This window comes from Imperialibacter sp. EC-SDR9 (assembly GCF_902498805.1).
Lineage (GTDB): Bacteria > Bacteroidota > Bacteroidia > Cytophagales > Cyclobacteriaceae > Imperialibacter.
In genome coordinates, this window is record NZ_LR701601.1 from 14,854 (window position 1) to 31,713 (window position 16,860).

Sequence of the window (16,860 nt, forward strand, 5' to 3'; positions counted from 1 at the left end):
AGAAAATCCTAACCGCAATGTCAGACTGAGCCTGTCGAAGTCCTGTCGAAGCTCCATTTCTCATCATTTACCAGATCTGTTTTTGGAAAGCTCTTTTAAAGCTCCCCAATCCTGTTTCATAAGGGCTTTTTTTTTAGCCCTGCTCCAACCTTTTATCTGTTTTTCAAAAGCGATCGCCTTGTTGATATCGCCAAAGTGTTCAGTAAACACCAACTCGACTGGACGTCTTTTGAATGTATATGATTTGGTGTCGTATCCAATTTTATGTTCGTAAAGCCGCTGGTCGATATCATTTGTTACGCCAGTGTAGTAGCTACCGTCAGCACATTTAAGAATATAGACAGTGTATTGATTCATGATACTCGTTTTCTATAACCGCTCTTGTCGCCCTTCGACAGGCTCAGGATGACAAGAGCTACGATCCGATAATGACCCAACGATCGGCTCGGGATGACAAGAGCTGCGTACTTCGCTAGTGTCGTCCTTCGACAAGCTCAGGATGACACTAGCGACAGGCTAAGTGTGATAACAGTGGCATCACCTTATTGTCTACCCCCTCCCTGGTGCATAAGGGAACTTTAAATCCATATAATACTCCAGTGTCTTATCACTTTTCTCAACGCCTTTTGGCAAAGGCCTTTTCGAGAATGTCTGAAAGTACAGCAGGCAGGAATTTCTCCACCACACCGCTTCCTGCTCCTGAATGGACAGCAGCATGTTGACATGCTCCCACCGCTCTTTGTCGACGATAGCCTGCTGCTCTTTCCATTTTTGCTGCATTTGCCTCACCTCGTCAACGCCTTGCTGATAGTGAAGAGCGATTTCATCCCACAGTGTTTTACCCGACTTCATTTTGAAGTCCCAGGGCAAATGGTGAAACCAAAGCAGGTCGATGTCGGGGCAGGTTTTTGGGTCGGCCCAAACTTTAGCTGCCAACGACGCATACTGTTCCAGGGCATTGCTGCCGGTTGCGGTACGGTCGAAGCCGATGCCTGCTGAGTCGGCCTTGTGATAGTAAACAGACGTCCAATCGGCACGAGACATCTTGCTTACCCAGGGGCCTGGCCCGTAGTGATGCCCTGCTCCCATGATGTGATGCAGCCCAAGGGGTGTGCTGTAATTCACTACCGTTTCTCTTGAGGTCAACATCATTTCTCTCATGGGCTCTACGAATGTTGGGTCGTTCGTGAATGTCATTTTCAGCCATTCGTTGGCGATGTGGGCCGAGCTGAGCTCGTGGTTCCACGCAAGGCGGCCAAAGGCAAACCAGTTGGCCTGGCCGAAAGGATGGCCCGTCCAGTTGCGGTCGTTGCCAATATTGGTAACGCCTGCAATGCCTGAGATTGCTTGCCCGTCCAGCGTGCCATCTACCACTTTGGCGACCGTGGCCACTCGTACCGGTTCGACCTGGCTGACAGGAACAGGAGGCCTGTCGGTGGGCCTGGGATTTCTGAGGTCGGGTGCTTTTAGTGATTGAGATGGAGTTGGGTTCGGACCTTTGGCATAGGTGTCTGCGTCGAGGGTTTCTTTGAAAAGTGGAGCGAGGTAGCAGAGGTTGGTGGCCTGGCCAAGGTATTCCTGGGTGATCTGAAATTCTGCCATGATGGGTGTCTTCGGCATGGCACCAAACAAGGGATGAAACGGTTCACGTGGCTGGAAATCGATGGCACCGTTTTTCACCTGCACCATCACATTCTTTCTGAAAGTACCATCCAGTGGCTTGAACTCGTCGTAGGCCTGTTTGGCCCGGTCGACTGGCTGCTCATTGCTATAAACAAAGGCCCGCCACATCACGATGCCACCGTGAGGTGCCACGGCATCTGCCAGCATATTAGCGCCTTCGGCATGGCTGCGTCCGTAGTTCTGTGGTCCTGGCTGCCCCTCAGAATTGGCTTTCACTGTGAAACCACCAAAGTCGGGGACATAGGTCATGATTTCCGTTACCTTGTCTTTCCACCACTGCTGCACTTTAGGATCGAGTGGGTCAGCAGTTTCCAGCCCGCCAATTTCTATGGGAGCGCTGAAGCGGGCAGTGAGGTAGACTTTTAAGCCATAGGGGCGGAATACATCTGCCAGCGCCTTTACCTTTTCGAGGTACATAGGAGTGAGCACTACCGCTTTGGCGTTGACGTTGGTAATGGCTGTGCCATTGATGCCAATGGAAGCACACGCACGGGCGTAGTCTACGTATCTCGGATCGATGTAACCAGGCAATAGATGCCATTTCCAAAGCGAAAACCCGGCATAGCCACGCTCCACGGTCTGATCCAGGTTGTCCCAATGATTGAGAATACGGTGCTGGATTTTTGGCGAGTCAGTGATCGTGAACTCATTGTCGAGCGGCTGATGTGTCTGGATCAGTCTTAGCAGGTGAAACGTACCGTAGAGTACCCCCACTTCTGTATTGGCTGCAATTACCAACGCATTGACGCCCCTTACTTTTCGGTTAGAGATCAGGTAGCCTTCCTGGCCCACGCTTTTCAGCTCCTCGGTCAGGTTGAGCCCAGCCACAATGCTGGAACCTTCGGGAGTACCGGCAATCACCCAGCCTGTCTTTCCGAAAGGGCTGCCAAAAGCGATTGGCTTATCGAGAAGTCCTGATAGCCCGTTATTGAGCTCGGTTTTGATAGCTTCAAGAGTGGGGGAGTACCCTTCCACCACATAGCCGGTGATTTGCCTATTGTACCTTTCCCATACTTCCCTGTCTTCAATGGGTTGATAGCGTAGCCACAAATCGTAGCCGTCTTCGGCTTGTCCTGCAAAGCTCAACAGTACAAACGTCAGTAGTAGGTAAATTTCTTTTCTAAGCTTCACGTTACTTTGTTTTAGAGTTAAAGGGAACGGCAGGCAGACCTGCTCCATTAAATAAATTCGGCTCGCAAGCCTCGCACCAGCCGTAGCGTACTGCTGTTGGAGTGGTAACTTTGGCAGACCAGGCAATCAACTGGCTGTCTTTTACTTCCGTTTTTGCTTCAACGAAATTACCATCGGCACCGGCCACCTCTACAAAACCAGGCTCTCCTTTAAACTGAAGGCCGTCGGCATGGGTGAAACTCACACTCACTTTGTTTCCTTCAATTGCCATCGACTCATACATCGGCCCGGAATATTCAGTGCCGATGCCATAATCCTTTGCTAAGGCCCACAAAGCGAGCCTTTCTCCAACATCCTTCTTGTTGGCAGGATGAATGTCCGTCGGGTTGCCTACATCCATAATGACGGCCATCCCGGTATTTTCTAACGAAAGCGTACTTGTTTGCGCATCTCTCAGCTGTGCAGCCAGGTCATCATTTCTGCCGTATTTGTAAGGTGCAATTTGCACGAAATAAAAAGGGAAATTGCCCAATCCCCAGGCATCCCGCCAGTTTTTGATCATAGTAGGGAAGAGGGTACGATATACTTCCGCTGCACCTACGTTCGATTCGCCCTGGTACCAAATAGCTCCTTTGATGCCATAAGGCACAAGAGGGTTGATCATGGCATTATACAAGGTAGTAGGAGAGTAGGCTGTGAGCTGCATTTTGGGCTTTTCTGACGGAGTGAGTACGTCTTTGGCAATCGGGATAACACTGCCACTAAAGATGCTCTCAGCGACGGGTTTGGCTTTCCACTCACCTTTTAAGTTAAGCAGCAACTTGTCGGAGCCTGCAGGCCTTACGCCGATGTCGTCAGAACCATATATTCCGCCACCGCCAGCTGTGTCGAACACCTTCACGGCCAACACATTGGTGCCTTCCTTCAACAAGCCTTCTGGTATCACATAAATCCTTGCTTCCTGGTACTTGCCAGTTTCTTCAATGGCCCCAACCTTAGTGCCATTGACATACGTAATGTCCATGTCGTCAATACTTCCCAAGTACAGTTCGAGAGACTTGCCTGCGGCTTGCTCGGCGGTCAACTGAAATGATTTTCTCAACCAGGCCACGCCATCAAAGTTACCCATCCACTGGCTCTCCCAGAGGCCCGGCACCTGGAGACTCTTCCATGCACTGTCATCGAAGTCGGCCGTTTCAAATCCACTGTCATCAAATGACACGTTCGCAAATGGTTTGTCAGCCGTAAGGTCAACACTTGTCTTTTCCAGCTTGTCGTATGCCGTTTTTACAGAATCATAGTAAGCAGCATAACCTTGCAGCGTTTTCGATGTGCCTTCATAGGTTGGCACCTTGTCGAGGTAAGCCGCTGTAGTCCAGGCTTGAGCGGGTGTGCCGCCCCAGCTGGTGTGGATGATGCCAATGGGAACCTTGGTTTCCTGGTAAAGCTTTTTGGCGAAGAACCAGGCAGTGGCTGAAAAGTCACCAGAATTCTTTGGCGTGGCAATTTTCCAGGATCCTGACACAGTATCAAGAGGTGTAAATGACACGTTTCTCTTCACAGTGAACATTCTTATTTCTGGGTAATCTGACGCCGCAATTTCAGCCTCGCTGTTGTCGATAGGGTTGTTTGTCCAACCCTTTAGCGGCATTTCCATATTGGACTGTCCGGATGCTACCCAAACCTCGCCTGAGAAAACATCATTCAGCGTAATCACTGAATCTCCCCTAGAAATGGTTAGCTGAAATGGCCCGCCAGCTTTTGGAGTGGCTAGTTTGGCCATCCATTTCCCATTCTTGTCTGCCATGGCACTGGTTTTCACTCCCCAGCTACCGGATACCCCTACTTCTGTCTCTGGATTGGCTATGCCCCAAATGGCGTTTTCCTTCTCCTGTTGCAAGACCATGTGGTCGGAGAATAGAGGTGTTAATTCAAGCACAGGTGGTTCCTGTCTGCAAGAAATGGCAATAACTGCCAACAATAGTAGCTTAAAGTATTTCATAGTGGTGAGTTTATTTCTTTATAATTGAAGTCATTTTTTTGGCATAGTCGCTTATGATTGACTGGGTTGATGCGTCATGGTCATACACAGAGTACCATCCCTGGAATTCATGCGGCGGATCCCCGATAAAGTCGTCTCCCGCATGCCATAGCCCTTCGTTTTCAGTGGGGCGACCTTCACCGCCCCAGGCCCAAAAATTGACACCCGCCACTACGCTACTGTCCTTGTTGGCCAGTTGGTAAATCTCATCAAAAACAGCTTTATAGTAAAGGTCTCTTGCTGTAACCGGTGCTGCCGGGTCGTGGTTATTCAGATCTCTCGATATGCCAAATTCTTCCAATACGATTGGCTTGCCGAGCGTCTTTGCCATGGCTGCGTGCTCGGCCATGTAGTTTTTTGCGTATGCTATCGACAGGTCTAATGTGGAATCAGCTTTTTGTGGGTCATATACTCCCCAGTTCTGCACCCAAATGTGCATGGTGGTGTAGTCGATAGCCGGGCTGGTGTGATCGAGCGCCAGATTGGTGCCTGCATAAACGTTGGAGGTATTTCCCTCGCTGCCTGTTGTCACGAGGTGGTTGGCATCCAACGACTTGATATAGCCCGACGTGCTGTCTATCCACTGGCGGTAGGCTTCCATATTGTCAATCCCCCTTGGTTCATTGGCAAGCTCCCAGGCCATAATGGCAGGGTCATCCTTGTAGGCTTTTCCAGAGTAGGTGTTTTTTCTGTTGACTATGAAACTGATGTGGTTGTTGAATAGCTCGACTGCTTTGTCGTTAGTATAGAAGCTCGCTGCAAAGCTTTGGTACACATTCCAGTCGCCGTTGGGAGCAGGTGGTGGGTAAGGGATCGTGTCAGCTTTTCCTGACCAAACAATGTATTGGCCAAAGCCTCCTGACCAGTTCCAGAAGTTGTTGAGGCAAACCACAGCATACATATTGCGTTTGCCCATTTCAACGAGGAGGAAATCCAGCCCATCGAGTACTTCCTCGTTGTACACGCCCGGAGCTGGTTGCAGAGAGGGGAGCATGCGGAACGGCTCGTCGTCCGGTCCCTCGCTGCCACCCATAATGCGAAGGTTGGTAACGCCCATCGCTTGCAGCCTGTCAAGTTCACGTATCAGGCGAGCCCGGTCACCTCCGGGGCCTTTGGAGCCAAGATTGAGGCCATACCAGAAGTTGGTACCCATGAAGTAATAGGGCTTTTCATCCAGGGTAAAAGTGCCTTCGTTCACTTTTACATAGGTTTCTTTGCATCCGGCGAGTATCAATATGGCCAGAAAAGCAGTAAAGTATAGTTTTCTCATTTAAGCAGGTAGGTTCCAAAATATGAAGATAGGACATTCTTCTACAGCTTCACAAACAATGGGGCACAACGGTTAAGAAAGAGAAAGGCCGGCAACTGGGTAAAAGAACACCAGAACGACCAATCGTATTTTATTAATAGAGGCGTTCGGGAAGATATCCAGCTCCTACTATGACTTTTACTCAATTAAGTAGCTCTTCATTGGGAAAAGAGCCATCTGAGAGGGCAAACTTTACATTATAAATTAGCCGCAACCTTGCGATGCCTCTCCATTCTTTCGGCAGCTTTTACCTCGGGGTCAAATGTCCGTTTGCTGGAAATGTAGGAGTAGATGGCCGGGATGATATACAACGTAAGGAAGCTGGAAATAATCATTCCCCCTACAACGGCTACACCCAGACTTTGGCGGCTGCCAGCAGCTGACCCGATAGAAAGAGCGATGGGGAGAATGCCCAGGATCGTTGCAAAAGTTGTCATTAAGATGGGTCTGAAACGGGCGTGTGCCGCCTCTATCACCGAATCGAGCCTGGTGACGCCCTCAGCTTTTCGCTGGTTGGCGAACTCCACAATCAGGATGCCGTTTTTGGTCACCAGTCCCACCAGCATAATGATGCCAATCTGACTGAAGATGTTCAGGGTAAGATCCATGATGTAAAGGCTGAGTAAGGCCCCCGCCATAGACATGGGCACAGTGAAAAGGATGATCAGTGGATCAACAAAGCTTTCGAATTGTGCAGAAAGTACGAGATAAATAAGCACCAGTGCCAGCATGAAGGCGAACAGCAAACTGGAGGAGCTGTCGGCATATTCTTTCGATTGCCCGGCGAGCTCTGTTTTGAAGTTGGCTGGTAATATTTCAGCAGCCACTTCATCCATGGCTTTTATGCCATCGCCAAGCGTTTTTCCGTCGATGATGCCGGCCGATACAGTGGCAGACACATAGCGGTTGTATCGGTAAATGGCGGCAGAACTCACCGATTCCTCATAATAAATCAGGTTGTCGAGCGATACCATTTCGCCCAGGCTGTTTCGTACATTGATAGCCTTTAGGTCGACCGGCTCGTTTCTGTTCTCTCTTGAGAGCTGCCCGATCACCTGGTATTGCTTGCCTCCCATGATGAAGTAGCCATAGCGCTGCCCGCTATAGGCCAATTGGATGGCTCTGGCAATATCAAACACAGGCACATGCAGCTCATTGGCCTTCTCACGGTTGATGCGGAGCTTCAACTCAGGCTTGTTTACTTTGAAATCGCTATCCACAAACTTCAGGTCGGGATGTTCCTGGGCAACATTAAGGAATTTGGGTAGTATATCGATCAGGCTTTCTACGTCGGGTGCCTGAATGACATATTGCACAGGAAGTCCCCCGAAGCGTGCTCCGATGGTAGGAGGCTGAGCCGGGAACGCCCTTACGGCTGTGAACTGCTCAAATCCCTTCGATATCTGTTTGAAGATTTCGTCTTGCGACCGCTCTCTTTCGCTGGCATCAACGAGGAAGATGTTTTCAGCGCCGCTATTTACCGGACTGAACGCACCACCACCAGGGATCACGGCCGTCAACGCCACAGTAGTTCTTACCTCAGGCACGTTGTCCAGCACCCAGGCATCCAGCTCTTCCATGTACTTGTCCATGTACTCAAACGAAACCCCCTCAGGCGCCTTCACCGAGGCACGAATGATGCCCCTGTCTTCCAACGGAGCCAACTCTGACTTTAGTTGTGTGCCAAAGAAGGCGATCATTCCAAACATCAGCGCCACCACGACAAACGACAGCCACCGGTACTTCATAAATGCCGCCAGGCTTTTGGCATAACCAGCACCTAAACCTTCGTAGAATTTCTCAGTAACAGCATAGAAACGAGAAGGCTTGGTGTGTTTTTTTAGCAAAACAGCACACATCATTGGTGATAGTGTGAGCGCCACCAGTGCCGATACCAGAATGGAACCAGCCAGCACCACACCAAACTCCAGGAACAAACGACCCGTCAATCCCTGCATGAAAATGATCGGAATGAATACTGATACGAGCGTTATAGTCGTGGAAATAATGGCGAAGTAGATTTCCTTTGATCCCTGTATGGCCGCCTGGAAAGGAGGGATGCCCTGCTCCACCTTGGCAAAAATGTTTTCCAATACCACAATGGCGTCGTCGCATACAAGGCCAATGGCCAGCACAATGGCCACGAGCGTAAGTACATTGATAGAGAACCCGGCAATGTACATGATGAAGAACGACGAAATAATGGAGATGGGGATGGCGATTACCGGAATGAAGGTGGATCGCCAGTCACGCAGAAAGGCAAAGATCACCATGGTTACCAGTATGAAGGCGATCAGCAGGGTTTCTTCTACCTCTTCGATGGATTTTCTGATCGGCTTGGTATAGTCGTTGGCCACCCTTATTTCAATATCTGCCGGCACCTCGTCTTTCATGGCATCAAGCCTGCGATAGATTTCGTCGGCGATCTCAATTTCGTTGGCATTGGGTTGCGGCTGAATACTCAATAGCAAGCCTTTAGCTCCATTGCCCCGGAAGTTGGTGCGGTCATCCTCGCTACCAAGCTCAGCAAACCCCAGGTCTCTGAACCTGATCTGTCGGCCACCTTCCGATTTGATGATCATGTTGTTGAACTCCTCCGGTGTCACCAATCGGCTGTCGGTGCGGATGGTGAGCTCTGTTTTGTCTCCCTCAATTCTGCCGGTGGGCAAGTCAATATTTTCCCTCTTCAGTGCTAATTCAATGTCCTGGGGCACAATTCGGTAGGCCGACATTTTCACCGGATCAATCCAAAGGCGCATAGAGTACTTTCTGGCACCCCTCACATAGGCGCCACTCACGCCTGGCACAGTCTGAATTCTTTCTTTTAGGACATTTTCCGCAAAATCAGTCAGCTCCAACATATTACGGCTGTTGCTGATGATGGTTAGAAACATCACCGACTGCGAGTTGGCGTCGGCTTTGTCTATAATAGGCGGATCCGCCTCAGGGGGAAGGCTCCTTACGGCTCTCGACACCTTGCTGCGGACGTCGTTGGCCGCTGCTTCTATGTCTACATCGAGGTTGAACTCAACGGTGATAATACTTGCCTGCTCTCTCGAAACAGATGAAATAGTGCGTACACCTGCAATACCATTGATGGCTTGTTCCAGGGGCTCGGTAATTTGAGATTCAATCACGTCAGGGCTGGCACCAGCATAGGTGCTGGTAACGGTCACAATTGGCGGATCGACTGCGGGAAATTCCCTCGTGCCAAGAAATGAGAAGCCAACTACTCCAAAGAGCAAAAGCAAGATGGAGAGCACTACCGCTAGTACGGGCTTACGAATACTGGTTTCAGAAATACTGCTCATTTACTTAGTCGTTAGCAACAACAGGATCAATCACTAAACCTTCTTTCACTCTTAGCAAGTTGGTTGTCATCACCGTGTCGCCTTTGCTGAGACCGGAAGTGATTTGTACCGAATTGCTTGTCCTCAAACCAACAGTCACCGTGGTTTGAACCGATTTCCCGTTTCTCACTGTATACACCGTATACCCCGATAAATCTGGGATAAGCGCCTGAGAAGGCACCAAAAGTGTGTTTTCTTCGCCGCCAATTGGCACGGTCACTGAAGCTGACGAGCCAGGCACCAGTTTGAAATCCTTGTTGTCGGAAAGCGCTCTTACAAACAAACTTCTGGTCGTCTGGTCAATTTTTGGATCGACCACGTTGACGGTGGCCTCGTATGTACGGCTATCATTCTCCACAGTAAATGTGACCCTATCGCCCGATTTGATCTTGCTTGCATATTTTTCCGGAAGCGGAAACTCTATTTTCACTTTTCCCATATCCCCCAGGTGAACGAGCGTGGTGTTAGGGTTCACATAGGCTCCCGGGCTAATTCTTCTGATGCCAGTTTTGCCATCAAAGGGTGCTAAAATACCCGTTTTACCTATCTGGATTTGAATCAAATCAATTTCAGCATCGAGTACTTCCTGCGAGTTCAATTCGTTTTCATACTCTTCACGGCTCACCGCTTCCGCTTTATACAGCGCCTCCATCCGCTTTACGGATGAGCTTACAAAGTTCTTACGAGCTTCCAGTATTTTCAATCGCCCCTGTAACTCCGAGTCGTCGAGTTTGAAAAGGAGTTGTCCTTTCCTGACCAGCTGGCCTTCTGAAAAGTTGATCCTCACCAACCGACCTGCCACTTCACTGGCAACCTCTACTTCTTCATTGGCATATATGGTTCCCAACACGTTGACCATTTCTTCCAGCGTGGTGTCTTTCACAAGAATTACCTCAGCTACCAATCCTTTGCCTGGCGAGGTGGCGGTAACAGGAGCTGGTGCCCCTCCATTTCCGTTGCGTGTGAGAAAGAATACCAACCCTCCGGCCACTACAATAACTGCGATTATTAGAATTTTCTTCATTACCCCGATTAAAACAACTTGAACACAAATAGACGAGAAATTGGTGCCAGTTTGTTACGAAATTTTAAGGATGGTAAAATATGGTAAGCGATAGCAAAATATTGTGATGAGCATCAATTGTGATTGCTCGCACTTAAGCACGTCCATGTTTATGAAGTTTTCAATAAAATCATATTATAGCTATTTATTGTCGTATTATATGACTATTTTTAGTGATAAATTTAAAAATTTGCAATCCCCTTTTTCTTCTTCTGCCAGGGCCTGTAAATACGCAGGGGCTCAGCAAAACATTAAATGAGAGATTTGCCTTTTATTAATGGTTTCAGCCACTAAATTGAGCCAAACTTAGGTGTAAAATATGTCCGTAAGAGTAGCCATCCGCCACTATACTAGTTATAAGTACGAAAGAGAGATCGAACTTTCCGCACAGGTGATCAGGCTTAGGCCTGCTCCTCATTCCCGCACAATGATCAAAGGGTACTCCCTGAACATTGAGCCCAAAAACCACTTTATCAACTGGCAGCAAGACCCTTTTGGCAACTACCTGGCCAGGATTGTTTTTCCCGAAAAGGTCGATCATTTTATTGTCGACGTGGAGGTGATCGCCGAGATGGTCGTCATTAATCCTTTCGATTTCTTTGTTGAAGAATATGCTGAGAAGTTTCCTTTTCAATATGAGGCGTCGCTTCAAAAGCAGCTTCAACCTTACCTGGAAGTGACTGAGAACGACGCTATCCTGAATGAATGGATTGAGAGGGCCAGACAGAAGATCACCAAGGACATGATCACCGTAGACGTGCTGGTCATGCTCAATCAAATGCTTAGCCAGGACATAGCCTACCGGATAAGGATGGAGCCCGGCGTGCAAAGCTGCCAGCAAACCCTTACGCTGAAGTCTGGTTCCTGTAGGGATTCCGCCTGGCTACTGGTCCAGATTTTACGCCACCTGGGGCTGGCCTCTCGGTTTGCTTCTGGTTACCTGGTGCAGCTGAAGGCTGACCAAAAATCTTTGGAAGGTCCGTCAGGGCCTGAGGAGGATTTCACCGACTTGCATGCATGGACAGAGGTGTACATACCCGGCGCAGGTTGGGTAGGCCTTGACCCTACGTCAGGGTTGTTTGCCGGCGAAGGGCATATTCCGCTGGCCTGTACCCCCGATCCAATAAGTGCGGCACCTATTTCAGGAGCTGCCGAGTCAGTAAAAACCGAGTTTCATTTCGAAAACAAGGTTACCCGCATCCACGAAAGTCCGAGGGTGACCAAACCTTACTCCGATGCGCAATGGGAACAAATACTGGCCATTGGCGATCAGGTGGATGCGGAGTTCGTAGCTAACGATGTTCGGCTGACCATGGGAGGTGAGCCCACCTTTGTTGCCATGGACAACAACGAGGCGCCTGAGTGGAACACTGACGCCGATGGGGAGCACAAACGTAAGCTGTCCAACGAACTTTTTCACAAGCTGAAAGACCAGTTTGGCAATGGGGCACTTATGCAATACGGGCAGGGCAAGTGGTATCCCGGTGAGCCTTTGCCTCGCTGGAAGCTTGCTTGTTTCTGGAGAAAGGACGGACTTCCGCTCTGGCACAACGACAAGCTCATGGCTGACCTGAGCAAAGACTATAAACTCACCCACGAAGATGCTGGTAAATTTATCAGCACACTATCGGAATCGCTCCACCTCGATCCTGCGAACATTCACCCCGGCTATGAAGATCCCTTCTATTTCGCCTGGGAGGAAAGTCAGGTGCCTGTCAATGTCGACCCTCTCATGAAGGACCTGAAGTCTTCGCTGGAAAGACAAAAGCTGGCTGAGCTGCTTAGCCAGGGCATGGACAATCCCGTGGCCTTTACCGTCCCTCTTCAATGGGATTTTGAGAGCCAAAACTGGCAGAGCTGCCGCTGGGAGTTCAGAAGGAAGCACTTGTTCCTTATTCCAGGCAATTCTCCGGCGGGGCTTCGGCTTCCGCTAAAATCGATTCAACACTTTGATGATGACAAGCTGGAAGTGCGGCCTGAAAGAAGCCTTTTCGAAGAAGTAAATGCACTGCCAGCTATTGGCGATGTGAAAGCGGAGTTTGTAAAAGAAGGAAAGGGCTTTAACAATGATAAAGTAATCTTCAAGACTGCCCTCGGTGTTGAAATCCGCCAGGGAAAGCTGTTTGTGTTTTTGCCTCCGGTAACTCACTTTGAGCATTATATGCTTTTGGTCTCAGCCATTGAGCAAACGGCCGAAAAGCTACAGCTGCCTGTGCTGATTGAGGGGTACGACCCACCGTCCGACAACAGAATTCAAAAGCTGATGATTACGCCAGATCCTGGCGTAATTGAAGTGAACATTCATCCGGCTTCTTCATGGAAGGAGCTCAAGGATAATTACGACATCCTGTACCAAAAGGCGGCAGAAACCAAGCTGGTTACTGAGAAATTCAATCTCGATGGCCGCCATACCGGCACCGGCGGGGGCAACCACGTCACCCTTGGTGGTGTCACACCCGCAGACAGCCCATTGCTTCGCAGGCCTGATGTGCTGAAGAGCTTTATTGCTTATTGGCAGCACCATCCGGCGCTTTCTTATTTGTTTTCTACGCAGTTTATTGGCCCTACCAGCCAGGCACCGAGGGTGGACGAAGGCAGAGACGAGATTCTTTATGAGCTGGAACTCGCCTTCCAACAAGTGCCCGACATGAAAGAAAATGACGTGCCCTATTGGTTGGTCGACCGTATCTTCCGCAATCTTCTGGTGGACATTACCGGCAATACCCACCGGGCGGAGTTCTGCATCGACAAGCTATATTCTCCCGACTCGTCCACAGGTCGACTGGGCATACTTGAATTCCGTGGCTTCGATATGCCACCCCACTACCGCATGAGCATGGTGCAGTTCCTGTTAATCAGAACGCTGCTGAGCTGGTTTTGGAAGACGCCGTACAACCACAAGCTGGTGCGCTGGGGCACATCGCTGCACGACAAGTTTATGCTGCCTCACTATTGTTATAAAGACATGACGGAGGTGGTGAATGACTTAAAGAATGCCGGCTACGCTTTTGATGTAGCCTGGTTCGATCCGTTTTTTGCTTTCCGTTTCCCTTTCCTTGGCGAGCTACAGGTGGACGACATCCATGTGGAGTTGAAAATGGGTATTGAACCCTGGCACGTCCTGGGTGAGGAAATGTCAAGCTCCGGCACGGCTCGCTTTGTCGATTCTTCGCTTGAACGCCTTCAGGTGAAAATTACCGGATTGACTGAGTCTCGCTACAAGCTGCTTTGCAATGGCTTTGCCATTCCGTTGAAAAACACGGGTACTCAGGGTGAATATGTGGCAGGTATCCGCTATCGTGCCTGGGCTCCTCCATCGGCATTGCACCCCACTTTGGGAGTGGACACACCTTTGGTGATAGACATCTACGACACATGGACGAAAAAATCGGTAGCGGCTTGTCAGTACCACGTGGCACATCCGGGTGGTAGAAACTACGCTACCTTCCCGGTGAACAGTTATGAAGCCGAGGCGAGAAGGGTTTCACGCTTTTTCGACTTTGGCCATTCTATCAATATGGTGGAGCCGACAGTAATGCAGCCTCAGGCAGCTGGTCGGTTTGTAACCAAAATCAATATCCTGCCCACTTATGACGTTAAAATAGAGGAAGTTAATCAGGATTACCCTAACACCATGGACCTCAGGAGGTACAAGGGGCGAAAGTAGAACCCTGCTATCCACCGCTATAATATCTTGTCGATTCAATGATGGAATCACAAAAAATTAGTGAGATTTGGCGATGATTAAATCGTACCTGGCAGACAGAACGAATTCCAATGAGCCGTTCTTTGATGAGATGACCACTCCGGACGGTAAGGTGTGGCCTCACTGGGAAAAACTGGCCAATGCCTATGAAAAGCTGGGCATTGAGAGAATGGAGCAGCGGAACAAGGAGGTGGGGCAGCAGCTCAGGGAAAACGGGGTGACCTACAACGTATATGGCGACCCCAACGGAATGAACCGCCCGTGGAACCTCGATCCGGTTCCGATGGTCTTCAGTCAGAGCGAATGGGAGGTCATAGAAAAGGGCCTTTCTCAAAGAACCGAGCTACTCAATATTATCCTCTCAGATATCTATGGCGAAAGAAAACTGATCAGGGAGGGCCTGATTCCCTTCGAAATGATCTATAATCATCAGGGCTTTCTCCGCCAGGCTGATAAAATCCGCATACCCGGGCCCCAGCAGCTGGTGCAATACTCGGCCGATCTTGCCCGTGGCCCCAACGGTAAAATGTGGGTGTTGCACGACAGAACCGACGCTCCATCAGGAGCGGGCTACTCGCTGGAGAACAGGGCTGCCATGACCAGGGTGTTCCCCGACATGATAAGGGAAAATCAGGTCAGGAAAATCTCTTCCTACTATCAAACCCTTAAGAACACCCTTTCAACGCTTTCGTGGAAGAACAAAGAGAATCCGAGGATTGTGATGATTTCTCCCGGGCCGTCGAATGAGACATTCTTTGAGCATGCCTACCTTTCCTCTTTCATGGGCTTTACCCTCGTTTTTGCCCAGGACTTAACCATGAGCGATGGCTATATCTGGCTGAAAACACTCAAAGGACTTGAAAAAGTGGATGTGATTGTAAGAAGGGTCGACGATGTCTTTTGTGACCCGCTTGAATTCAGGGCTGACTCTCACCTGGGAGTCGTAGGCCTTATGGAGGCTGTGAGACAGAAAAACGTAATGGTAATCAACCCCCTTGGGTGCCGCATTCTTGAAAACCCGGGCTTGATGGCATTTTTACCTAAGCTAAGCAGACACGTGCTTCAGCAGGAGTTGATACTGCCGTCGGTGGCCACCTGGTGGTGTGGGCAGGAAAAGGAAAAGAAGTACGTCCTCGAAAATATTGAAAAGCTGATCATCAGAATGATCTACCGAAATGATAAAAACAAATCGGTATATGGAGGAGAGTTAAGCAAAAAGGAAATAGAGGAGCTAAAAGAAGAAATCAAGGTCAGGCCTTATCTCTTCGTTGGGCAGGAAATGGTTGATTTTTCGACGACCCCGTCATTGATAGATGGAAAGCTGGAGGCCAGAAATGCCGTATTCAGAAGCTACGTAGTGGCTGATTCTGAAAACGAAACATACTATGTGATGCCCGGCGGGCTTTCACGCAGCTCTCCCAAAAAAGGAGTGTTTATAGTGTCTAACCAATCCGGCGGCATCAGCAAAGACACCTGGGTGCTGGGCCATGCCAAAGAGCAGGTGCAGGTGAACAGACCGCCGGTTATCGTTCAGCAAACAGAGAATATCCTACCAAGCCGGACAGGGGAAAACCTGTTTTGGCTGGGGCGGTACCTGGAGCGAACGGTAAGCACCATCAGGCTCATGCGGATTGTGCTGCGCAAGTTCAACGAAACAGACGATGAGGTCAATATTGAGCATGATCAAACCCTCGTTACGCTGCTGAAGGGGCTTACTTCCCTCACAAGCACACAGCCGGGTTTTCATGACAAAAGGGTGCTCAAAGATCCTGAAAAGGAGCTCTACTCACTGGCCATCGACCAAAACCGCTTTGGGTCGCTTGCCCACTCGCTGAAGGCTTTCCTGTCTAACGGTTACGCCATCAGAGACCGGCTCAGCCTGGATACCTGGCGTATCCTCGACCTGATTTCCGAAGAATGGGAGATCATGAAAATGAACGGCACCAACCTGAGAGGTATTTACCATCGTTTGGATCATTTAATCGTGCATATGATGGCCTTCAATGGCCTCAATATCGACAACATGACCAGGGAGTCGACCTGGAGGCTGCTGAACATCGGGCGTTTCATTGAGTCGTCCATTGGCACCTGCCTGATGCTGCAGGCTACTTTGTCGGGCAAATCCACTTCTGATCAGGAAAAGTCGCTTATCGAATTGATCCTGATGAGCAACGAAAGCCTGGTCACCTACCGGTACCGCTACCGGTCCAACCTGGAAGTGCTGGGCGTTTTGAACCTTTTGCTTGCCGACGACAGAAACCCCCGGGCTATCGTTTACATGATCGAGCGCATCGACGATCACTTGAAGCAATTACCGTCTTTGGGTATAGGCACTGGCCTGAGCCCAGCCCGAAAAAAGCTGTTGGAGGCCCTTTCTAAGGTCAGACTTGTTGACCTCAATGAGTTGGCCGAGCTGAAGCCTGACGCTGACACACGCAAGGAATTAAAACAGTTCCTGGGCGACATCATTCAGCTCCTGCAGCAAGCTTCTACCCTGATATACGAAAGCTATTTCAGCCACACGCAAAGCCAGTATGGTTTTGTAAAGGCCAACAGATTGCCTGAGATTTAAGGCAG

At 49.6% G+C, this 16,860-nt stretch carries 8 protein-coding genes; 2 read left to right on the forward strand and 6 right to left on the reverse strand.

Annotated features, from left to right (window positions below):
- Nucleotides 1-63: 63 nt before the first annotated feature.
- The 6 genes from GC130_RS21300 to GC130_RS21325 all read right to left on the reverse strand — a co-directional run bounded on the left by GC130_RS21300 (nucleotide 64) and on the right by GC130_RS21325 (nucleotide 10,538).
- The gene (locus GC130_RS21300; protein ID WP_152000383.1) at nucleotides 64-357 is read right to left on the reverse strand and encodes a GIY-YIG nuclease family protein; all 294 of its coding nucleotides are present in this window, start codon (nucleotides 355-357) and stop codon (nucleotides 64-66) included.
- 192 nt (nucleotides 358-549) lie between these two features.
- Entirely contained in the window at nucleotides 550-2,814 is a 2,265-nt protein-coding gene (locus GC130_RS21305; RefSeq protein WP_226940568.1) for an alpha-glucuronidase family glycosyl hydrolase, read from the reverse strand.
- A gap of 1 nt (nucleotide 2,815) precedes the next feature.
- Nucleotides 2,816-4,816 carry a sialate O-acetylesterase gene (locus GC130_RS21310; RefSeq protein ID WP_152000385.1) on the reverse strand — a complete coding sequence of 667 codons (2,001 nt, stop codon included), beginning with the start codon at nucleotides 4,814-4,816 and terminating at the stop codon, nucleotides 2,816-2,818.
- A gap of 10 nt (nucleotides 4,817-4,826) precedes the next feature.
- On the reverse strand, nucleotides 4,827-6,125 hold the full coding sequence (locus tag GC130_RS21315; RefSeq protein ID WP_152000386.1) for a cellulase family glycosylhydrolase: 1,299 nt from the start codon (nucleotides 6,123-6,125) through the stop codon (nucleotides 4,827-4,829).
- A 236-nt stretch (nucleotides 6,126-6,361) separates the two neighbouring features.
- Nucleotides 6,362-9,475, reverse strand: a complete 3,114-nt coding sequence (locus GC130_RS21320; protein ID WP_152000387.1) for an efflux RND transporter permease subunit — start codon at nucleotides 9,473-9,475, stop codon at nucleotides 6,362-6,364.
- 4 nt (nucleotides 9,476-9,479) lie between these two features.
- Nucleotides 9,480-10,538, reverse strand: a complete 1,059-nt coding sequence (locus tag GC130_RS21325) for an efflux RND transporter periplasmic adaptor subunit (RefSeq protein ID WP_152000388.1) — start codon at nucleotides 10,536-10,538, stop codon at nucleotides 9,480-9,482.
- 358 nt (nucleotides 10,539-10,896) lie between these two features.
- On the opposite strand from GC130_RS21325, the gene GC130_RS21330 reads away from it, so the two are divergent.
- Both GC130_RS21330 and GC130_RS21335 read left to right on the forward strand, forming a co-directional pair.
- Complete coding sequence (locus GC130_RS21330) at nucleotides 10,897-14,244, forward strand: DUF2126 domain-containing protein (protein WP_152000389.1); 3,348 nt, start codon at nucleotides 10,897-10,899, stop codon at nucleotides 14,242-14,244.
- 73 nt (nucleotides 14,245-14,317) lie between these two features.
- Nucleotides 14,318-16,855: a circularly permuted type 2 ATP-grasp protein gene (locus GC130_RS21335; protein ID WP_152000390.1), complete on the forward strand. Its 2,538-nt coding sequence runs from the start codon at nucleotides 14,318-14,320 to the stop codon at nucleotides 16,853-16,855.
- Nucleotides 16,856-16,860: the final 5 nt, after the last annotated feature.

Excerpts from the sequence above, each read along its gene's own strand:
- GC130_RS21320 (WP_152000387.1), bottom strand. The coding sequence starts at position 9,475 with ATGAGCAGTATTTCTGAAACCAGTATTCGTAAGCCCGTACTAGCGGTA.
- GC130_RS21315 (WP_152000386.1), bottom strand. The coding sequence starts at position 6,125 with ATGAGAAAACTATACTTTACTGCTTTTCTGGCCATATTGATACTCGCC.
- GC130_RS21300 (WP_152000383.1), bottom strand. The coding sequence starts at position 357 with ATGAATCAATACACTGTCTATATTCTTAAATGTGCTGACGGTAGCTAC.
- GC130_RS21310 (WP_152000385.1), bottom strand. The coding sequence starts at position 4,816 with ATGAAATACTTTAAGCTACTATTGTTGGCAGTTATTGCCATTTCTTGC.
- GC130_RS21335 (WP_152000390.1), top strand. The coding sequence starts at position 14,318 with ATGATTAAATCGTACCTGGCAGACAGAACGAATTCCAATGAGCCGTTC.
- GC130_RS21330 (WP_152000389.1), top strand. The coding sequence starts at position 10,897 with ATGTCCGTAAGAGTAGCCATCCGCCACTATACTAGTTATAAGTACGAA.
- GC130_RS21325 (WP_152000388.1), bottom strand. The coding sequence starts at position 10,538 with ATGAAGAAAATTCTAATAATCGCAGTTATTGTAGTGGCCGGAGGGTTG.